At 71.8% G+C, this 19474-nt stretch carries 17 protein-coding genes and 3 pseudogenes; 13 read left to right on the forward strand and 7 right to left on the reverse strand.

The features are described from left to right. Window positions 1–121: 121 nt before the first annotated feature. Window positions 122–748 (reverse strand): hypothetical protein, encoded by a 627-nt coding sequence (locus ACWDX7_RS20445; RefSeq protein ID WP_451491793.1) that lies wholly within the window; start codon window positions 746–748, stop codon window positions 122–124. Between the two features lie 254 nt (window positions 749–1002). Further along, a complete protein-coding gene (locus tag ACWDX7_RS20450) occupies window positions 1003–1785 on the reverse strand; it encodes a bestrophin-like domain (RefSeq protein WP_451491792.1) in 783 nt (260 codons plus the stop codon). Between the two features lie 1100 nt (window positions 1786–2885). On the opposite strand from ACWDX7_RS20450, the gene ACWDX7_RS20455 reads away from it, so the two are divergent. Together ACWDX7_RS20455 and ACWDX7_RS20460 are read left to right on the forward strand one after the other, a co-directional pair. Continuing rightward, window positions 2886–3752: an SAM-dependent methyltransferase gene (locus ACWDX7_RS20455; RefSeq protein ID WP_451491802.1), complete on the forward strand. Its 867-nt coding sequence runs from the start codon at window positions 2886–2888 to the stop codon at window positions 3750–3752. 92 nt (window positions 3753–3844) lie between these two features. Next, on the forward strand, window positions 3845–5986 hold the full coding sequence (locus ACWDX7_RS20460) for a putative bifunctional diguanylate cyclase/phosphodiesterase (protein WP_451491801.1): 2142 nt from the start codon (window positions 3845–3847) through the stop codon (window positions 5984–5986). Window positions 5987–6188: 202 nt separating this feature from the next. On the opposite strand, the gene ACWDX7_RS20465 is transcribed toward ACWDX7_RS20460, so the two are convergent. Then, complete coding sequence (locus ACWDX7_RS20465; RefSeq protein ID WP_451491791.1) at window positions 6189–7283, reverse strand: FAD-dependent monooxygenase; 1095 nt, start codon at window positions 7281–7283, stop codon at window positions 6189–6191. 106 nt (window positions 7284–7389) lie between these two features. Here ACWDX7_RS20465 and ACWDX7_RS20470 point away from each other — a divergent pair, with 106 nt between their 5' ends. Then, the gene (locus tag ACWDX7_RS20470; protein ID WP_451491790.1) at window positions 7390–8034 is read left to right on the forward strand and encodes a TetR/AcrR family transcriptional regulator; all 645 of its coding nucleotides are present in this window, start codon (window positions 7390–7392) and stop codon (window positions 8032–8034) included. 395 nt (window positions 8035–8429) lie between these two features. Here ACWDX7_RS20470 and ACWDX7_RS20475 read toward each other — a convergent pair whose 3' ends face one another. Further along, window positions 8430–9308 (reverse strand): LysR family transcriptional regulator, encoded by an 879-nt coding sequence (locus ACWDX7_RS20475; RefSeq protein WP_451491789.1) that lies wholly within the window; start codon window positions 9306–9308, stop codon window positions 8430–8432. Between the two features lie 95 nt (window positions 9309–9403). Between ACWDX7_RS20475 and ACWDX7_RS20480 the strand changes: the two genes are divergently transcribed. The 4 genes from ACWDX7_RS20480 to ACWDX7_RS20495 all read left to right on the forward strand — a co-directional run bounded on the left by ACWDX7_RS20480 (window position 9404) and on the right by ACWDX7_RS20495 (window position 13652). Further along, window positions 9404–10108 (forward strand): succinate dehydrogenase, encoded by a 705-nt coding sequence (locus ACWDX7_RS20480; protein ID WP_451491788.1) that lies wholly within the window; start codon window positions 9404–9406, stop codon window positions 10106–10108. Between the two features lie 14 nt (window positions 10109–10122). Continuing rightward, window positions 10123–12108 carry a fumarate reductase/succinate dehydrogenase flavoprotein subunit gene (locus ACWDX7_RS20485; RefSeq protein ID WP_451491800.1) on the forward strand — a complete coding sequence of 662 codons (1986 nt, stop codon included), beginning with the start codon at window positions 10123–10125 and terminating at the stop codon, window positions 12106–12108. After that, window positions 12105–12845, forward strand: a complete 741-nt coding sequence (locus tag ACWDX7_RS20490; protein ID WP_451491787.1) for a succinate dehydrogenase/fumarate reductase iron-sulfur subunit — start codon at window positions 12105–12107, stop codon at window positions 12843–12845. Before ACWDX7_RS20485 ends, ACWDX7_RS20490 begins: the two co-directional genes overlap by 4 nt. 156 nt (window positions 12846–13001) lie before the next feature. Next, a complete protein-coding gene (locus ACWDX7_RS20495) occupies window positions 13002–13652 on the forward strand; it encodes a hypothetical protein (protein WP_451491786.1) in 651 nt (216 codons plus the stop codon). 231 nt (window positions 13653–13883) lie between these two features. Here ACWDX7_RS20495 and ACWDX7_RS20500 read toward each other — a convergent pair whose 3' ends face one another. Further along, the gene (locus ACWDX7_RS20500) at window positions 13884–14882 is read right to left on the reverse strand and encodes an LLM class flavin-dependent oxidoreductase (RefSeq protein ID WP_451491785.1); all 999 of its coding nucleotides are present in this window, start codon (window positions 14880–14882) and stop codon (window positions 13884–13886) included. 130 nt (window positions 14883–15012) lie between these two features. On the opposite strand from ACWDX7_RS20500, the gene ACWDX7_RS20505 reads away from it, so the two are divergent. Both ACWDX7_RS20505 and ACWDX7_RS20510 read left to right on the forward strand, forming a co-directional pair. Next, a protein-coding gene (locus tag ACWDX7_RS20505) for an IS5 family transposase (RefSeq protein WP_451751235.1) occupies window positions 15013–15857 on the forward strand; the annotation gives its coding sequence in 2 pieces (ribosomal slippage) (window positions 15013–15343 and window positions 15343–15857; 846 coding nt in all). 72 nt (window positions 15858–15929) lie between these two features. Beyond that, complete coding sequence (locus tag ACWDX7_RS20510; protein WP_451491783.1) at window positions 15930–16109, forward strand: hypothetical protein; 180 nt, start codon at window positions 15930–15932, stop codon at window positions 16107–16109. A 69-nt stretch (window positions 16110–16178) separates the two neighbouring features. Here the strand turns inward: ACWDX7_RS20510 and ACWDX7_RS20515 are convergent, their stop codons facing one another. Next, window positions 16179–16589 carry a hypothetical protein gene (locus ACWDX7_RS20515; protein ID WP_451491782.1) on the reverse strand — a complete coding sequence of 137 codons (411 nt, stop codon included), beginning with the start codon at window positions 16587–16589 and terminating at the stop codon, window positions 16179–16181. 296 nt (window positions 16590–16885) lie between these two features. On the opposite strand from ACWDX7_RS20515, the pseudogene ACWDX7_RS20520 reads away from it, so the two are divergent. Next, window positions 16886–17026: pseudogene (locus tag ACWDX7_RS20520) on the forward strand (IS5/IS1182 family transposase); the annotation flags it as partial. Between the two features lie 94 nt (window positions 17027–17120). Further along, the gene (locus ACWDX7_RS20525) at window positions 17121–17615 is read left to right on the forward strand and encodes a phosphatase domain-containing protein (protein ID WP_451491781.1); all 495 of its coding nucleotides are present in this window, start codon (window positions 17121–17123) and stop codon (window positions 17613–17615) included. Between the two features lie 69 nt (window positions 17616–17684). Here the strand turns inward: ACWDX7_RS20525 and ACWDX7_RS20530 are convergent, their stop codons facing one another. Then, window positions 17685–17900, reverse strand: a complete 216-nt coding sequence (locus tag ACWDX7_RS20530) for a dodecin (protein ID WP_451491780.1) — start codon at window positions 17898–17900, stop codon at window positions 17685–17687. Between the two features lie 408 nt (window positions 17901–18308). Here ACWDX7_RS20530 and ACWDX7_RS20535 point away from each other — a divergent pair. Next, window positions 18309–18698, forward strand: a pseudogene (locus tag ACWDX7_RS20535) (GNAT family N-acetyltransferase); the annotation flags it as partial. After that, window positions 18695–19222: pseudogene (locus ACWDX7_RS20540) on the forward strand (lysophospholipid acyltransferase family protein); the annotation flags it as partial. The pseudogenes ACWDX7_RS20535 and ACWDX7_RS20540, both read left to right, overlap by 4 nt. Window positions 19223–19474 lie beyond the last annotated feature (252 nt).

The raw sequence follows: 19474 nt of genomic DNA on the forward strand, positions 1-19474 counted from the left end.
GCACCCGCACACAACCCCCCCCGCCCCGCGGCCCCAGGGGACGCCGGGCCGGCAGCCGGCCCCCCCGGGGGGCTTGCGGCTTGTCCCGACGGCGGAAGTCCCGGCTGAGGGACGGGAGCGCTCAGTGGCTGCGCCCGGCTCGCCGGCGCCGGACCACGTACACCGTGGCGCCCGCGGCGGTGAGGAGGAGACCGACGCCCGCGCCGAGCTCCAGAGGGTTCATTCCGGCCACGCTGCCGCCGAGTCCTCCGCGTACGCCGAGGGTGGTGGCGGTGGGGGTGGCGCCGGTCGTGGAACTCGTGGTGGGCATCGTGGCCGCGCCCCCGGCGATCGTCAGATCGGCCGAGCCGGTCTCCCCGTTGCAGGTGAAGGACACCGAATACAGGGCTCCGGGCCGCGCGTCCCGGTCAACGGTGACCTGCACCGTCTGGCCACGGGCGATGCTCACGGTGTCGAACACCCCGGAGGAGGCGGTGGCGTAGGCGGCGTTGCAGCCGGCCACGGACAGCACGACCTGCCCGCCCGGGGCGACCGTGGACGGGGTGATGGCGAAGCCGAACGAGGTGATGCGTTTGGCCTCGGTCCCCGCCCAGGCCCCGGCCCGGGCGGTGGAGGCGGCGCCGATTGCGGTGGTGGTCGTAGGGGTGGCGGCGGACGCGGCGGACGCGCCGAGCATGCCGAGCGCGAGTACGGCGCCCGTGGCGCCGGCGCTCAGCAGGGCTGTGGTGGAGGTACGTATCGCACCCATGATTGATTCTCCGGAATCCCGAGGAGCAGCCGCGGAATGGTTTCCGCACATGGGGGGTCGTGCGCCTCGACGTCCGCCACGCTAAGCGCGGGTCCGGTGACCCGCGATCAGGAGCGGGCGAATGGGGCATGGCTGTAGGCCGAACCGGGGAGAGGGGGCCCGTTCCCGGTTTGCCGCCGTGCGACTCGGTTCCGGTCTGGGGCCTGCGCGAGCGGGTCGCGCGCCGGTCTTGAGCCCGCCGGATGCCGGTCGGTTCAGCCGCCCCGGCCCATGCCCAGGGCCAAGCGGGGGAACTGGGCGAGGAACGGTTCGGCGGTCGCGGAGATGCCCCGCCCGAACGGTGCGTCGAAGTCCCAGATCAGGAACAGCAGGAAGGCGATGAGCGCGCTGAACAGGCCCGCCAGCAGCAGTTCCCGGAACGACCGCCGGATCTGCAGGGTGAAGATCAGCCCCACCGTCACGAGCGCTCCGGCGATCAGGCCGAACCACACCACGCCCGGCATGGTGGCCCCGGCGCTCTGCCCCCGCGCACTGCGGGCGTCGTCCGCCACCGCCACCTGGTCGACCAGCGGCTGGTACGCCTGTCCTTCGTGGTCGGTCCGGGGCTCGTAGTCCGTGACGTCCCGGCGGATCCGTTCCAGCAGTTCCCCGCCGCGGTCCGTCAGCCGGCCGTGGTCAGCCATCTCCTTCCACTCGGTCGTCACCACGTGCGTCACGTACGCGTCGACGTCCGAGCGGATCATCTTGCGCACGTCGGCCGGGTACACCTCGGAGCGGACGCTGATCTCGTGCAGCGCCTGCGCCTCCTGGCGTACGGATTCCTGGGCGGCCCCGCGGGCCTCCCAGACGCCGGCGATCGCCAGGCCCAGCACGATCGCGTAGATCACGCCGATCATCATCGTCATGTACTCGATGACGTCGGGTGTTTCGTTCGGATCGTCGTTCTCGCCGATCCTGCGGTGGTTCAAGACGGCGATGGACACCACCACGGCGCAGGCCGCGGCCATCGCGAGGGACAGGACGAGCCATTCCGACAAGATGACTCCCAATCGGTTGCGGGTTGCGGGTGGGGCGTCGGGGCTACCGGGGGCGCAGTGCGGCGAGCGCGAGCACCGCTGGCACCGAGGTCATCAAGGTGAAGGTCACCGGTGAGATGTGGCGCTTCGCGGGTTTGCGGGACGGTGCGTGGTACGCGGGACGGGCCACCGGTGGGGGAGGCGTCACCGCGGGGGCGGGCGACGGTGGAGGCGGCGGCGTGTACTCCCTAGGGGGCGCGGGCGTAGGCGGTTTCGGTGGGGGAGGGACGGGCTTCGGTACGGGCACCGGCGTCGGCTTGGGCGGCGCGGGGGCCGGCCTCGGGGGCGGCGGTTCAGGGGCCGGGGTCGGTGGCGGCGTCGGCTTGGGCGGAGGCGTCGGTTTGGGCGGAGGAGCCGGAGAAGGGGGCGGCGTGGGGGTGGGTGTGGGCGTGGGGCTCGGTTTCGGCGGGCACGGCGGTGGCGGTGGCGGACAGGGGTGCCCGTGGTGATGCCCCTTTCCGTGGCGGCCCCAGGAGCCGTTCCGGTGGCCGGTTCCTTTCCCCTTTCCGTCACCGTTTCCCTGCCCGCCGTCGTGATGTCCGCCTCCCGGGCCGCTGGCGCGAGCGCTGCTTCCGGCCACCGCGACGATCCCGGCGGCGATCGCGCCCTCGCGGGCGTCGATCGTCGCGTAGGCACAGCTCTCGGCCACGGCCGGCGTGGCGGACAAGGCCACCCACAGCAGGACCGGGACCGCCAGCAGGCGCCTGGTACAAGATCTCTTCACCCGGGGAGCATGGGCTCGCCTGCGGCGGCACACGCCGACCTCGGCCCTGGTTCGCCTGAACGAGTGGAGGCCGGCCAGCAGAGGTTTAAGGGCCGGATTCAGGCCAATCTTCAACCGACTGTGCGGGTATCGGAAGGGCATCGTCCAATTCCCGAGAAGAGCTGCCGGTATCGATCATTGCGCGGGCCGCGGGCGGCAGCTGCCTTTGGTGTGTGACCAAGAACGGATCGCCAATTTCCGCTTTCGCTCGCCCTGTTGGGCGATGATCAGTACATTCGGCTCGGACAGGAGTCCGACCCTGGACGGACCGCAGCAGGAACAAGGCTTGGAGACCCCGATGGAGCGCCCCTCCTGGGCCCCGCCAGGCATCGACATATCGGTGCCGAGCGTGTCCCGCATCTACGATTACTACCTGGGCGGCTCTCACAATTTCGAGGTAGACCGCCAGGCCGCCCGCCGCGCCATGGAATTCATGCCGGGCCTGCCCAAGATCATGCAGGCCAACAGGGCATTCATGCGCCGCGCCGTCCGGCACGCCGTCGCCGAGGGCGTCACACAGTTCCTCGACATCGGCTCCGGCATCCCCACCTTCGGCAACGTCCACGAGATCGCCCGGGCCGCGAGCCCCGAGGCACGCGTGATCTACGTCGACCACGACCCGGTGGCCGTCGCACACAGCCAGGCCGTCCTCGGGGGCGATGACCGAACCGGCGTCGTCGCGGCCGACCTGCGCAAGCCGCAGGACATCCTGACCGATCCGGAAGTCGGTCGGCTGCTCGACTTCGACCGGCCGGTCGCCCTGCTGCTCGTCGCCGTCCTGCACTTCCTGGAGGACGCGGACGACCCGTACGCCGCCGTGGCCGAGCTGCGCGACGCGCTGGCCCCCGGGAGCCTGCTGATCCTCACGCACGCCTCGTTCGAGGGCATCCCGCTGACGGAGGAGGTCGCGGGCGGAACCGTCCAGGTCTACCGGGACATCCGCAGCCCCCTCGTCATGCGCGACCGGAAGCAGATCAGCCGATTCTTCGACGGGTTCGAGATGGCGGCGCCGGGTCTGGTGTCCATGCCCGACTGGCGGCCGGATCGTCCCGGGGCCGGGGCCGGGGCCGGGGCCGGGGCCGAGGCCGAGGCCGCGGAGGACGGTGAGGCGCCGGAGGATCCGTACGCCTTCTCGGGCTTCGGCGGAGTGGGACGCAAGGCGTGAGACTCCCGGCACAGACGGCGGCTGCGCCGGACGTCGCCGGTGCGCCCGCGGGCGCACCGGCAGTTGAGCCCCCGGCGGAACCGCAGGGGGGTCTGGAGGACCGGATCGCCCGCTTCGCCACCATCTGGGGACGGGCGATCTTTCCCGTCACGGCGACCTCGCTGACCCGCGTCGAGTTCGAACGGCACCTCGTACCGCTCACCCGGACCCTCGCCGAGGCCCTGCACGCGCGGCCCTTCGACGCCACCGTCGGCCAGCGGGTCGGGGCCGAACTCGTCGCCGTGCACTGCACCGACCCCGAAGCGCTGGCCGGGACCCTCGGCGTGGTCGAGTCGTACCTGGTCCTCTACTGCGGCTCGGGCGGCCTGGACGGCTCCCGCGGGCAGGGCGCTGAGGAGTACCGGGCCCGCTGCGCGCGGCTCCAGCACGGCATCGCGGCGGGCTACGCCCGCGCCCTGCGCGAGCGGACCCTCAGGGAGCAGGAGGCCATCGCCCGCTCGGCGCTGACGGCCCGCATCGACGCCCAGCAGGCCCTGCACGCGAGCGAGGCACGCTTCCGGGCGGTCTTCGAGGGCGCGGCCATCGGCATCGGCATCGCCGACCTGGACGGCAACATCCTGGAGGTCAACGACGCGCTGCTGCAGATGTTCGGCGGCCTGGAGGGGCACGTCCGCGGCCGCAAGGTCAGCGAGTGGGGACACCCCGACGACACCCCGCACGTCTGGAGCATGTACGGGGAACTGGTGCGCGGTGAGCGCGAGCACTACCGCGTGGAGAAGCCGTACTACCGACACGACGGCACCGTCCTGTGGACCAATCTGACGGTGTCCCTGCTGCGTGACGCCGACGGGATGCCGCAGTACCAGCTGGCCCTGATGGAGGACACCACCGAACGCCGGCTGCTCAACCTTCGGCTGCGCTACGAGGCCACGCATGACGCCCTCACCGGGCTGCCCAACCGGACGCTGTTCTTCGAACGGCTGGAGAAGGCCCTGAGCGGGGCCGGCGGCAGCCGCTTCGGCCTGTGCTACCTGGACCTCGACGGGTTCAAGGCGGTCAACGACAGCCTCGGGCACTCGGCGGGTGACCGGATGCTGGTGGAGGTCGCCGACCGGCTCCAGAGCTGCGCGACCGGACCGGGCGAGGTGGTCGCGCGGCTCGGCGGCGACGAGTTCGTCGCGCTGACCACCGGCTCGGACACCGAGGAGAAGGTCACGGACCTCGCGGTCCGCATCCTGTCCGCCCTGTCCGCGCCGATCCGGCTGGAGGGCCGGGAGCTGACGGTCCGAGGCAGCATCGGCATCGTCGAGGGCCGGGCCAAGGAGCGCACCCCGGCGGAGGTCCTGCGCAGCGCCGACATCACGATGTACCGAGCCAAGGCGGCCGGCGGCAACCGCTTCGAATTCGCCGACGCCGAGGCCGACGCCCGGGCCATCACTCGCCACGGCCTGACCAACGCCCTGCCGGCGGCGCTGGAGCGCGGCGAGTTCTTCATCGAGTACCAGCCGCTGGTGCACATGCACGACGGTAGTGTGCACGGCGCCGAGGCCCTGGTGCGCTGGTCGCATCCGCAGCACGGCGTGCTCGGCCCGGACCGCTTCATCCCCCTCGCCGAACGCACCGGGCTCATCGTGCCGCTCGGCCGCTGGGTCCTGGAGGAGGCAGTCCGCCAAGCCCGCAACTGGCAGCGCCAGCTCGGCGGAGCCTCCCTGCGGATCAACGTCAACCTCTCGCCGACCCAGCTCCACCACCCCGGCCTGGTCGCCGACACGGTGGCCGTGTTGGAGAAGTCCGGCCTTGCTCCAGGCGCGCTGTGCCTGGAGGTCACCGAGTCAGCCCTCATCGGCGCCGACGACGAACTCCTGGAGCCGCTGCGCCGGCTCGCCGCCCTGGGCGTGGACATCGCGCTCGATGACTTCGGCACGGGGTACTCGAACCTCGCGAACCTGCGCCGCCTCCCCGTCAGCGTCCTGAAGCTGGACCGCTCCTTCACCAAGGGGATGCAGCACCACCCCGCCAACCCGGTTGACGTCAAGATCGTGGAGGGCATCGTGGCCCTGGCCCACAGCCTGGAACTCGCCGTCACGGTCGAGGGCGTGGAAACCGGCGCCCAAGCGGCCCAACTGCGAGACCTCGGCTGCGATACGGCCCAGGGCTGGTACTACGCCCGCCCCGGCGCCCCCGACCGCATCTACAGCCTCTCCCTCTCGGACGCCGTGCCCACCTCCTCCTGACCCCCCCCGCTCCCCGCGCTCCAACGAACTCCACGTCTGACCCGGGCTCCCGCGTACGACCGGCCCACCCGGGTCTCCTTCGCGTGTACGACCGGGCGTCCGGCGCCCGACCCGGCCGCCCGGGTCCTCCCCGGGTCCCGTGTACGAGCCGGGCGGGACCGGGTCAGCGGATGCTGTGCCTGCCGGTATCTGAGCTCTGTGGTCAGTCGAGCCCTGCCTCCGTTCCGGTGCCGGGCTCCCGGACGCCCGCCAGCACCCGCTTGAGCCGTCGACCCGTGTCGGCCAGCAACTCGGCGGCTGCCGGCAGCCGCTCGGCCTCGTACGCGTCCAGTACGTCTTCCCCGGCGTGACCGGTGGGGCCGCCGGGCTCGGCGGGCCGGGTGAGGGCGGCGGCCAGGGTCCGGCCGAGGGCGGCCGCGTCCTGGATACCGGCATTCATACCCAGGCCGCCGGCTATCGGGTGGACGTGCGCCGCGTCCCCGGCGAGGAAGGCCCGGCCCTGGCGTATCCGGGCGGCCATGCGGACATTGACCTGCCAGGAGGAGAGCCAAGTCGCCTTCGCCAGCCGGATCCCGGGCACCCGGGCGTGGCGGTCGAAGAGTCGCTGGAAGCTCTCCAGGGAGGGCGGAAGCGGCTCACCGTGCTCGTCCAGCTCCGGCGAGGCCTGTAGTTGGAAGGCCTCGGTTCCCGGTATCGGGCAGAGCATCATCGCGCCGCCGTCGGAAGTGAACCACTGGTGCCAGTACGCCCGGCTCAACCCGGGCGCCGCCACGTCCCCGACCACCATCGACTGCTTCTCCTCGGAGCTTCCCTCGAACGGGATTCCGAGGAGCCTGCGGGTGGTGCTGCGGCCGCCGTCGCACCCGGCGAGGTACCGGCTCCGGATGAGGGACCCGTCGCCCAGCTCCGCTGTCATCCCCTCCGAGTCCTGGGTCACTGCGCTGAGCCGGGACCCGTACTCGACGCGCACGTGGAACTGCGCGAGCCGTGCGCGCAGCACGTCCTCGATCTGCCACTGTGCGATGAAGAGGGCCTCGCCGTAGTGAGTGTCGGCCACGTGCGCGCCGTCGAAGTACTTGCGGAAGACCAGGTCCGCGGTGCCGATGGACGTCATCGCCTCCGCCACCTCCAGCGCCTCGAACACTGCAAGGCTGCCGCGGTGAAGGGTCTTGCCCCGCGACTCGCGGTGCGGGGCCAACCGCTGTTCCACGATTCGAACATCGATACCGCGGCGGGCCAGGTCACAGGCCAGGGTCAGACCGGTGGGGCCGGCGCCCGTGATCAGTACGTCGGTCATGGAAGTTCCTCTCAGTGTCGATGACTCAAGAAAAGCGGCTCCCGTCGCAAAAAGCAACCCAGTAAAAAAATTAACTTGGTCATGATCCTGTGCTACGCTGTGCGACATGGAAAACACGACGGGTCTGCGCGAGAACAAGAAGCTCCGTACGCGTCGCCAGCTGGCGGCCACGGCGCTCGAACTCTTCCTGGAACGAGGCTTCGACGCCGTCTCGGTGGCGGATGTCGCCGCCGCGGCGGAGGTGTCCAAGCCCACCCTCTTCCGGTACTTTCCGAGCAAGGAGGACCTCGTGCTCGACCGGTTCGCCGACCATCAAGACGAGGCGGCGCGGATCGTGCGTGAGCGGGCCGCCGGGCAGGGCCCGGTCGATGCCGTGCATGCGCACTTCATCGCCGCCCTCGCCGAGCGGGACCCCATCACCGGGCTCTGCGACCACCCGGACGTCCTTGCCTTCGAGCGGCTGCTCTACTCCACCGCGAGCCTGGAGGTCCGCCTCGCCCACTACACCGCCCGGGAAGTGGAACTGCTCGCAGCCGTCCTGGAAGGCGAGGCCGTGCCGGCGCTCACCGCCCGGCTGGCCGCCCTGCACCTCGTGGCGGTCCGCCAGGAGCTGGGCCGGGAGAACTGGCGCCGCATAGACGCCGGGCGAAGCGCCGACGAGGTCCACGCGGATGCCGTCGCGGATGCCCACCGGGCCTTCGGGATGCTCTCCGGCGGGCTGGACCAGGTCCTGCCCATACGCCCGGCCTGACGCCGGTCCTGGTCCTGGCCCGGATCCTGGTCTGCGGCCGTGCCCCGGGTGCCCGGTCTGGCGAGCCCTCCCGAGCCTCTGCCCTAGCCCGGCGTCCGATGCCCGCCGTGTAGGGCCCGCCCCTGCCGACGGCGAGCCGCGGCCCCGCCCCGCCGGCGCCCGCCCCGCCACGCGGTCCAGGCGCCCGCCCCTGCCGACGGCGAGCCGCGGCCCCGCCCCGCCGGCGCCCGCCCCGCCACGCGGTCCAGGCGCCCGCCCCGCCAGCGCCGCTGGAACCCTCCGGGCCCCGCAGCGCCGCGCGGTTCCGGGCTGGCCCCGTCGCGCTGCGCCGTACCACCCGCCGGGCTCGCCGTCCCGCCCGGGGCCGCCGACTGGATCGGGGGCGCGTCAGCCCGTCAGCCCGTCAGGATGCGTTTCAGTTCGCGGGCCGCGCGTGGGGGAGCGACGTCCGTGCGGTGGGCCAGGGCGATCGTCCGGCGCAGGGGGGAGCCTGCCAGGCGGGTGGCCCGTAGGCCGGGGCCGGCGTGGTCCACCACCATCGCCGGGACCACCGCGATGCCGAGGCCCGCCCGGACGAAGCCCAGTACCGCGTCCATCTCGCCGCCTTCCACGGTGAACACCGGCTCGAAGCCCTCCGCACGGCAGGCCGCCACGGTCAGCTCCCGCAGGTCGTAGCCGTGGCGGAACATCACCATCGGCTCGTCCCGGAGGCCGGAGATGGTCAGAGAATCGCCGCCGCCGGGCGCGGGGAGCTCCGCCGAGGAGACCACCACCAGGTCCTCCGTCAGCAGTTCCACCGTCGACAGCGCCGGTGCGGAAGGCGGGAGGGGCAGGGCGATCAGGGCCAGGTCCAGGGCGCCCCGCGCCAGCTCCCGTACGAGGTCGAGCGAACCGCTCTCCTCGATCAGCAGCTCGATGCCCGGATGCGCGGTATGGAAGGCGCGCAGCACATTCGGCAGCAGGCCCGTGCACACGCTCGGTGTGGCGCCCAGCCGGACACGGCCGCGCCGCAGCTGCGCCAGTTCCTGGACCTCCAGCCGGGCGGTATCCGCGTCCGCCAGAATGCGCCGGGCCAGCGGCAGCAGCGCCTCGCCCGCGTCGGTGAGGGCGATATTGCCCCGCGCCCGACTGAACAGTTCCGCGCCCAGTTCCCGTTCGAGCGCCTTGATCTGCTGGGAGAGCGAGGGCTGAGCCACATGCACCCGTTCCGCGGCGCGGGTGAAATGCCGGGTCTCGGCGACGGCCACGAAGTACAGGAGCTGCTGGAACTGCATCACCCCAGCATAAGCACGCACCATAGGCGGCCACTATCGAGATGAGCTCCATCATGTCTTGGACCTTTCGGCACCTTCCTCCTTACGGTCTGGACATGGCTTTGGCAACGCGGACGGGTCGACGGCCGTCCACCACGCGCACGCTCTGGGACTCCTCCGTCGGCAAGAAGGCCGTCATGGCCGGCTCCGGCCTGATCATGCTGGGCTACCTCGTCGCACACATGCTCGGCAACCTCAAGATCTTCTTCGGTTCGGAGGAGTTCAACGGGTACGCCCACTGGCTGCGCACCCTCGGCTCGCCCTTCCTGCACCACGAATGGGCCCTGTGGATCGTCCGCGTGGTGCTGCTCGCCGCAGTCGTCGCGCACGGGGTGTCCGCGTACCAGCTCAGCCGACGGGACATCAAGGCCCGCCCGGTGAAGTACGTCCACAAGCGCCGCCGGGCCGGCTATGCCACCCGCACCATGCGCTGGGGCGGCGTCATCCTCGCCCTCTTCATCGTCTGGCACCTGCTCGACCTCACCACGCTCACCGTCAACGAGCGCGCCTGGGCGGGCCATCCGTACGAGAACGTCCTCGCGACCTTCTCCACCTGGTACGGGAACGCCGTCTACATCGTGGCGATGGCCGCACTCGGCCTGCACGTGCGGCACGGGTTCTGGAGCGCCGCCCAGACCCTGGGCGCGGGCAGCGCCCGGCGCGACCGGACGCTGAAATTCCTGGCAAACGCCCTGGCCGTCGTCCTCTTCGCGGGCTTCGTCTCCGTCCCCGTCGCCGTGATGACCGGAGCAGTGAACTGACCATGAGCGAGCTCATGAACCCCACCAGCGACTACACCCGCTACACCACCGGCGACCCCATCGCCGACACCAAGGCCCCCCGCGGCCCGATCGCGGAGCGCTGGGACCGCCGCCGCTTCGAAGCCAAACTCGTCAACCCGGCCAACCGCCGCAAGCACACCGTCATCGTCGTCGGCACCGGCCTGGCAGGCGGAGCGGCGGGCGCCACCCTCGCCGAACAGGGCTACCACGTCGTCCAGTTCTGCTTCTCCGACTCCCCGCGCCGTGCCCACTCCATCGCCGCCCAGGGCGGCATCAACGCCGCCAAGAACTACCGCAACGACGGCGACTCGGTGCACCGCCTCTTCTACGACACCGTCAAGGGCGGCGACTTCCGCGCCCGCGAGTCCAACGTGCACCGCCTCGCCCAGATCTCCGTCGAGATCATCGACCAGTGCGTGGCCCAGGGAGTGCCCTTCGCCCGCGAGTACGGCGGCCTCCTCGACACCCGCTCCTTCGGCGGCGTCCAGGTCTCCCGTACCTTCTACGCCCGCGGGCAGACGGGCCAGCAGCTCCTGCTCGGCGCCTACCAGGCGCTCTCCCGGCAGATCGCCGCCGGAAACAGCGAGATGCACGCCCGCACCGAGATGCTGGACCTGATCGTGGTGGGCGGCGTGGCCCGCGGCATCGTGGCCCGCGACCTGATCACCGGTGAGATGTCCACGTACTACGCCGACGCCGTGGTCCTCGCGAGCGGAGGCTACGGCAACGTCTTCTACCTCTCCACCAACGCCATGAACTCCAACGCGACCGCCGTCTGGCGCGCACACCGGCGCGGCGCGTACTTCGCCAACCCCTGCTTCACCCAGATCCACCCCACCTGCATCCCGCGCACCGGCGACCACCAGTCCAAGCTCACCCTCATGAGCGAGTCCCTGCGCAACGACGGGCGCATCTGGGTCCCCAAGGCGAAGGGCGACACCCGCCCCGCGGCCGACATTCCCGAGGCGGAGCGCGACTACTACCTGGAGCGGATCTACCCGGCCTTCGGCAACCTGGTGCCCCGCGACATCGCCTCCCGCGCCGCCAAGAACGTCTGCGACGAGGGCCGCGGCGTCGGCCCCGGCGGGCAGGGCGTGTACCTGGACTTCGCCGACGCCATCCGCCGCATGGGCAGGGAGAAGGTCGCCGAGAAGTACGGCAACCTCTTCGAGATGTACGAGCGGATCACCGCGGAGAACCCGTACGAGGTCCCCATGCGGATCTATCCCGCCGTGCACTACACGATGGGCGGCCTGTGGGTCGACTACGACCTGCAGACCACCGTCCCCGGCCTCTTCGCGATCGGCGAGGCCAACTTCTCCGACCACGGCGCCAACCGCCTCGGCGCCTCCGCGCTGATGCAGGGCCTCGCCGACGGCTACTTCGTACTCCCCTCCACCATCAACGACTACCTCGCCCGCCACCCGCACCGGGACGCCGTGGACGACACCCACCCCGAGGCCGCGGCCGCCCTCGGCGAAACCCGGGAGCGGCTCGCGCGGCTGCTCGCGGTCGACGGTGACCGCACCCCCGACTCCTTCCACCGCGAGATCGGCGAACTCATGTGGGAGTACTGCGGAATGGCCCGCACCGAGCAGGGCCTGCGCAAGGCACTCGACCGCATCCCGGAGATCCGCGAGGAGTTCTGGCGCCGAGTGAAGGTGCCGGGAAGCGGCGAGGAGTTCAACCAGTCCCTGGAGAAGGCCAACCGCATCGTCGACTACCTGGAACTCGCCGAGCTGATGTGCCTCGACGCGCTCCACCGCGCCGAGTCCTGCGGCGGCCACTTCCGCGAGGAGTCCCAGACCCCGGACGGCGAGGCGGCGCGGCGCGACGAGGAGTTCTCCTACGCCGCCGCCTGGGAGTACCGCGGGCCCGCGGGCAGTGCCCCGGGCGAGCACCGCAGCGCCGCCCCCGTCCTGCACAAGGAAGACCTCGTCTTCGAGTACGTCCACCCCACCCAGCGGAGCTACGCATGAAGCTCACCCTGCGCGTCTGGCGCCAGCGCAACCCCGACGCCCCCGGCGCCATGGCCTCCTACGAGGTCGACGGAATCTCGAAGGACATGTCCTTCCTGGAGATGCTCGACACCCTCAACGAAGACCTCATCCTGCGCGGCGAGGACCCGGTCGCCTTCGACCACGACTGCCGCGAGGGCATCTGCGGCGCCTGCAGCCTCGTCATCAACGGCGATGCGCACGGCCCGGAGCGCACGACCACCTGCCAGCTCCACATGCGGTCCTTCGCCGACGGCGACACCATCGACGTCGAGCCGTGGCGGGCGGCCGCCTTCCCGGTCGTCAAGGACCTCGTCGTCGATCGGGGCGCCTTCGACCGGATCATCCAGGCCGGCGGCTACATCACCGCCCCCACCGGCGCCGCCCCCGAGGCACATGCCACCGCCGTGCCCAAGGCCGACGCCGACCGCGCCTTCGAGCACGCCGAGTGCATCGGATGCGGCGCGTGCGTGGCCGCCTGCCCGAACGGGTCCGCGATGCTCTTCACCTCCGCCAAGGTCAACCACCTGAACGTGCTGCCGCAGGGCTCGCCGGAGCGGGAGACGCGGGTGCTCGACATGGTGGCCCGGATGGACGAGGAGGGTTTCGGCGGCTGCACACTGACCGGCGAGTGCGCGACGGCCTGCCCCAAGGGCATTCCGCTTCCGTCGATCGCCGCGATGAACAAGGAGTGGCTGCGGGCGGTGCGCAAGGGCTGATCGAGCCCTGCCGCCCCGTGCGTGGGGCCGGGCCCCGGCCCCGGTCGATCGGTTGGTCGGTTGGTCGGTTGGTCGGCTGGGCCGAGCGGGCGTTCGTCGGGCGGTACGCCGTGCCGCGCCTCGGCGGTGCCCGGGCCGTGCGGGACAGTGGGCCCCATGCCACAAGCCCCCGCCGGGTCCGGACCGCGCCGCCGCACCGTGCTGGCCGCGGCCCTCGCCCCGCTGACGGTGGCCGGCTGCGGCTCGGAGGAACGCCCGCGCAAGCCGCCCCCCGGCCCGCCGGGCGCACCCGTGGACGCCCTCGTCATGCTGATCCGGCACGGGGAGAAACCGTACGCCGGTGACACCGGCGAGGACGACGAGGGCAACGAGGACCCCGGATTCCTCGCCGGACGCGGCCGGCGCCGGGCCGCGGAGCTGCCGCGGCTGTTCACCCCGGCCGGCCGCGCCCCCCTGCCCGGGCCCGCCGCGCTCTTCGCGGCCGGCGGCAAGGCCGGGGCCCCGGCGCGCTGCAAGCAGACGGTCGCCGCCCTGGCCACCGCCCTGCGTACGCCGGTCCGGGCCGGGTTCGGCGTCGGGGCGGAGCCGGCCCTCGCCCGCGCCGTACTGGCCGCACCGATGCCCGTACTCGTCTGCTGGGAGGACACCGGCATCCCCCGCCTGGTCCGAGCCCTCGGCGCCGACCAGGTCCTCGGCGTTCCGGTGGCCTGGCCCGACCGTTACGACCTCGTCTGGATGTTCACTCGCCGCCAGGGGCAGTGGAGCTTCCGCGAGCTGTCGCAGCGACTGCTTCCGGGTGACGCGTAGGGCCGCCGCGCAGGCTCGTGCCTACGCCGGGCCCCCTGGCGCGTCGAGGCCCCAACGCGCCGATGGTCCTCGTCCGGTACGCCGGCCCGCCCGGTACGACGGCCCGCGCCGGCCGCGGTGCCGCCGCCCGCGCCCGGACCGTCGATCCGGACCGTAGATCCGGGCCGACGCCCCCGGGCCGTGCCCGCCGCCACCGCCATGCCGTGCTCCCCGGCCACCACCTGGCGGACCTCAGCGGCGGATGAGCCCTGCCAGCCGGGCCAGCCTGCGGAAGGAATCCAGCAGCGCCTCCCGGTCGTAGGTGGAGGTGGTGACCAGCAGTTCGTCCGCGCCCGTCAGCCGGATGACCTCCGACAGCTCCGCCGCGACCTGCTCCTCCGTGCCGTGGACGTGCCCGGCGAGCGCGCGCTCGTACAGCTCGCGCTCCTTCGCGGTCATCTCCAGGGTTTCGATCTCCTCCGCCGGCCGCAGCGGAGGGAAGCTGCCCCGGGTGCGGGAGTACGCGAGGGACCACGCCTCCGGCACCAGGATCCGCCGGGCCTCCTGCTCGGTGGCCGCGACCGCCACGGTCCCGGAGACCACGACGTACGGCCGCGCCCCCCGGGAGGAGGGCCGGAACTCCTCGCGGTAGGCCTCGATGACCTCCGCGACACGGCCACGGGTGCGCAGATCGCCCACCACCAGCGGCAGCCCGGCCCGGGCCGCGATCCCGGCGCCCTCCCCGGTGGCCAGGACGTAGGCCGGTGTCCGCAATCCCTCGGCGGGGTGGGCATGCACCTCCGGATGGGCCTGCTGGGTGCCGTCGAGCCAGCCCAGCAGCTCGGACAGCTGCTCCTCGAACCGGTCGGCGTCCCCGGTGTCCCGGCCCAGCGCCCGCCGGATTCCGCCGGTGAAGCCCACCGAGCGGCCGAGCCCCATGTCGATCCGGCCGGGGAAGAGGGACTCCAGGACCCCGAACTGTTCCGCTACCACCAGCGGCTGGTGGTTGGGCAGCATGACCCCGCCCGTGCCGACCCGGATCCGCCGGGTCGCCGCGGCCACGGCGGCGGCCAGCACCGCCGGCGCGGAACCGGCGACTCCGGGCACGCTGTGGTGCTCCGAGACCCAGAAGCGGTGGTAGCCGAGCTCCTCGGCCGCACGTGCCAGGTCCACGGTGTCGCGCAGGGCCTGCGGGGCGTCGTAGCCCTGCCGGGTGCGCGAGCGGTCGAGGATCGAGAGCTTGGGGATCACGCACCTTTCAACGTCCGGGGCGGCTGAGGATTCCCGCTAGCCCCTGTCGTCACAGTCCCTCCTGGCCCGGGCCACTTTGACGACAGGACCTAGGCCGTTTCCTCCGGATCATCTGATCGTTGGTTGATATGTGTCGTTGACTGATGCGCAGTGGGCGCGGATCGAGCCGTTGCTGCCGGAGCGGACGCCGAAGCGGGGTGGTCGGTGGCGGGATCATCGGCAGGTGATCGACGCGATCGCGTTCAAGTACCGGACCGGGACACCGTGGATGGACCTGCCCGAGCACTTCGGGTCGTGGAAGGGCGCCCACAACCGGCTGCGGAAGTGGGCCGCCGACGGGACCTGGGAGAAGGTCTTCACCGCGCTGCTCGCGCAGGCCGATGCCGAAGGCGACCTCGAATGGGTCGTCGCGGTCGACTCGACCATCGTCCGTGCCCACCAGCACGCCGCCGGGGCCCGTCAAAAGGGGCCCCGGATGGCGAGCCGGACGACCATGCCCTCGGACGGTCCCGCGGCGGACTGACCACGAAGATCCACCTGGCCGCCGACAGCCGTTGCAGGCCGCTGGCCTTCGTCGTCACACCTGGCCAGGCCGGTGACGCACCCGCGTTCCCACAGGTCATGGCTCGCTTACGGGTCCCGCGACCGGTCGGCAGGCCGCGGGCGACCCCGACCGTGGTCCTGGCCGACAAGGCGTACTCGTCTCGCGCGATCCGTGCTCACCTGCGTCGGCGCGGGATCCGGGCGGTGATCCCGCAGCCCGCCGGCCAGGCCGCCAATCGCAAACGTCTCGGCAGCCGCGGTGGCAGGCCACCGGCCTTCGACCGCGAGGCCTACAAGCAACGGAACACCGTCGAGCGGTGCATCAACAAGCTGAAGCAGTGGCGTGGCCTGGCCACCAGATACGACAAGACCGCCACCATTTACCTCGCCGGACTCCACATCGCCGCCATCTTCATCTGGTCAGCGAGGTGATCCGGAGGAATCGGCCGAGGCCGAGGCCGGCCACTTCGCCTGGGAGCCGTCGGTCGTCTCCATGCCGGACTCGTGCACGGCGACACGGTGCGGTTCCGCTGCCTGCGCGCCTGCGGCTGGTACCACGACGAGAGCCCCGGCCTGGACACGGCGGCCCAGCCGTACCGGCTCGTCCTGCCGTTCGCCCCGACCTCGCAAGACATCACCGACGCCCTCAGCCGGGAAGCGTCCGCCCGCGGTACCGCTCTGTGAGAGCGCGTCAGCGCAGCGCCCGTCGACCGACCGTCAGGAGCACGGCGGCCCCGCGGCCTGACCCGAGGGTCAGCCGATGTTAATCCAAGGGGTCCAGGCCGACGGGTTGTAGTTGGGGCCGCTGGCGCCGTCACGCCGCATCACCTCGAAGCGGATTTGCCCGTCCTCGCGCATGTCGTAGTTGCAGACGCCGGCGGAGCCCGCGCCTCCCGTCTGGTGGCACTCGCCGCTGCGTCCGTAATTGGTTTGCCACCTGACGACGACCCTAAAGCCGTCAGACTTCGTGTCCTCGACCCAGATCTTGTCGCCGTAGGCCTTGAAGCAGCCCTCTCCGGCGATCTGACCGGCGTAGTCCTTCGTAACCTCGCAGTAGGTGAATCCAGACGCGTAGGAGTCTCCCGCCGTGACGGGTTCTGCCGTGGAGATCTCGTCCACCGCGTGTGCGGGGGCGATAGCCAGAACGGTGCCAGCGATGGCCATTGCCGCGGTTCCTATGAGCCGAAATCTCACTGAGTGTCTCCAGATCGTGAAATGAATGATCATGTTCCGGTCGTTGATCCTGCCTCATCGACTGCGACACGTCCAGGGTGATCACTGGGCATAAACGAGGCATGAACTGACTTATGGCTCATATGGCGTTGCCTTCAGCAAGGGCCGCCCGTGACGGCACGACCCTGTGGTGGTGAACCGCGAGCCCGGCGCCCCGCTCGTCTCCTGCGGTGGCTCCCTGGAGATCGTCAACCTGCCGTACGGACAGATGGAGATCCCCGTCGACCCAGGCCACCAACCTCAAACGCCACGGCAGCCGAGGCGGCAGGCCGCCCGCCTTCGACCGCGACGCCTACAAACAGCGCAACACCGTCGAGCGGTGCATCAACAAGCTCAAGCAAAGGCGCGGTCTGGTCACTCGCTACGACTAGACCGCCACCATCTACCTGGCCGGACTCCACGTCGCCATCATCTTGATCTGGTCGGCGAGGTGATCCGAAGGAAACGGCCTAGGCTGACGCCATGACAGAGCGCGACACCCGCCTACCGCTGGCCGTCTTCGACATCGACAACACCCTTGCCGACACCGGGCACCGTCAGCACTTCCTGGAGAGCCGCCCCAGGGACTGGAACGGCTTCTTCGGCGCGGCGCCGGCCGACCCGCCGCTCGCCCGCGGCGTGGAGATGGTGCGGAACAGCGCGGCCGACTGTGAGGTGGTGTACCTGACCGGGCGCCCGGAGCGCTGCCGGCGGGACACGCTGGACTGGCTCGCGCGGCACGGGCTGCCCGAGGGGCGGGTGTGGATGCGCGGCGACCAGGACCGGAGGCCGGCCCGGATGACCAAGATCGATGTGCTGAAGCGGATCTCCCGGGGCCGGGAGGTGCGGATGCTCGTGGACGACGACGAGCTGGTGTGCCAGGCCGCGCGAGCCGCCGGTTTCCGCGTGGTGCTGGCGAACTGGGCGGCCGAGGCGCCGGAACTCAAGTCCGCCCAGGAGGGCGAGGGCAGGACCTGATCCGGGGAGCCGAGCCCGGACGAGCCGAGCCGGGGGCCGACTCCAACCGGGGGCCGCGCGCGGCTGTGCTCAGTCCTCGCCTTCCAGGCGGAAGCCGACCTTCAGGCCGACCTGGTAGTGCGCGATCTCCCCGTTCTGGATGTGCCCGCGTACCTGGACCACCTCGAACCAGTCGAGATTCCGGACGGTCTGGCCCGCCCGGGCGATTCCGTTGCGGATGGCCTGATCGATGCCCTCGTGGGAGGTGCCGACGATCTCGGTCACCCGGTACGTGTGGTTGGACATGGGGTCTCCCGGCAGTACGTGGCTTTTGCCTGGTTCCACCGTGCCCCACTAACAGCCGGTCCGCGAGCTTTGGGTGAACAGTCCCGACGGAGAACCCTTGACCCGCTCATTGGTCTATTCCAATTTCAAGCCAGCTGAGACCGGACTCCAGAAGGTGACCCTCGTGAAGACGCGCTTCCTCGCCCTGTGCTCCGCTCTCGCGGCCGTGACGGCCCTCACCGGCTGCGGCGAGGGGGCCGGCTCGCCCGGCGGCCTCTACAAGCAGCTGCAGTCCCTCGGTGACGGACCCGAGGACGCCGACGAGGAAACCCCGCCGCAGTCCGGAGACTTCGCGCGCGGCGCAGTCGCCCGGATCATCGCCCCGCCCGGCCAGGCCGCCGAGATCGAGGCGGCCAACCCGGCGCTGAAGGGGAGACTCCCGCCCTCGTCTGGGCCGGGCTCGCACGCTACATGGACCGCTCCGGGCACAACTGGCTCGCCGGCTGCTGCTCCATACCGCTCGCCGACGGCGGTGTCCTGGCCGCCGCCGCCCGCGAGAGCGTGCTGAGCCGCAATCTCGCCCCCGAGGAGTACCGGGTGACACCCCACCTCCCCTGGAACCCCCAAGGCATCACCGTCCCCCCGCGCACGGAGCTGCCGCCGCTGCTGCGCGGCTACCTGCGGCTGGGGGCTTGGGTCTGCGGCGAACCGGCTCTCGACGCCGGATTCGGCGGCGCCGACCTGTACGTGCTGCTCTCCCTGCGCCGCACCAACCCGCGCTACCTGAAGCACTTCCTCTCGCTCGCCCCGGGTGCATGAGCGTCTGGCTGCCCACCTCGCCCTGCACCCCCGAGACCTGCGCCCGCCACGGGGGGCGCACCGTCCGTGTCCCGCGCGCGGTGCTCCGGCTCACCATCGCCGCCGCCGTGGTCCTGGCCGGGATCCTGGGCGCGCAGCCGGTCCGGCTGCTGCCGGCCCGCCTGCGGCACGCGGTGGTCCGGGCCTGGTCGGCCGCGCTGGTACGGGCCTTCGGTGTACGGATCACCGTACGGGGAAACCCGGGTCCGGAGGGCGGCCGCCTCGTCGTCGCCAACCACATCTCCTGGCTCGACATCCCGCTCCTCGCCGCCGTCCTGCCCAGCCGCATGCTGGCCAAGAGCGACATCCGCGGCTGGCCGCTGCTGGGCCGCCTCGCCGGGCAGGCCGGGACGCTGTTCATCGAGCGCGACCGGATCCGCCCCCTGCCCGCCACCGTCGACGACCTCAGCCGCGCGCTGCTGGCCGGCGACCGCGTCACCGTCTTCCCCGAGGGGTCCACGTGGTGCGGGCGCGCCCAGGGGCCCTTCCGGAGAGCCCCCTTCCAGTCGGCCCTGGACGCGCGGGTCCCCGTACAGCCGGTGCGGCTCGCGTACCGGCTGCAGGAGCACTCGGGGCCGCCCGGTACGGATCCGCCGGCCGGCGCGCCCGCCTTCGTGGGGGACGATCCGCTGACCGCCTCGCTGTGGCGGATCGCCCGGGCCCGCGGTGTGCGGGCCGAGGTCACCCTGCTCCCGCGGATCCCGCCGGGCCGGTACGCGGACCGGCGGGACCTCGCG

This window comes from Streptomyces sp. NPDC003034, assembly GCF_053591375.1.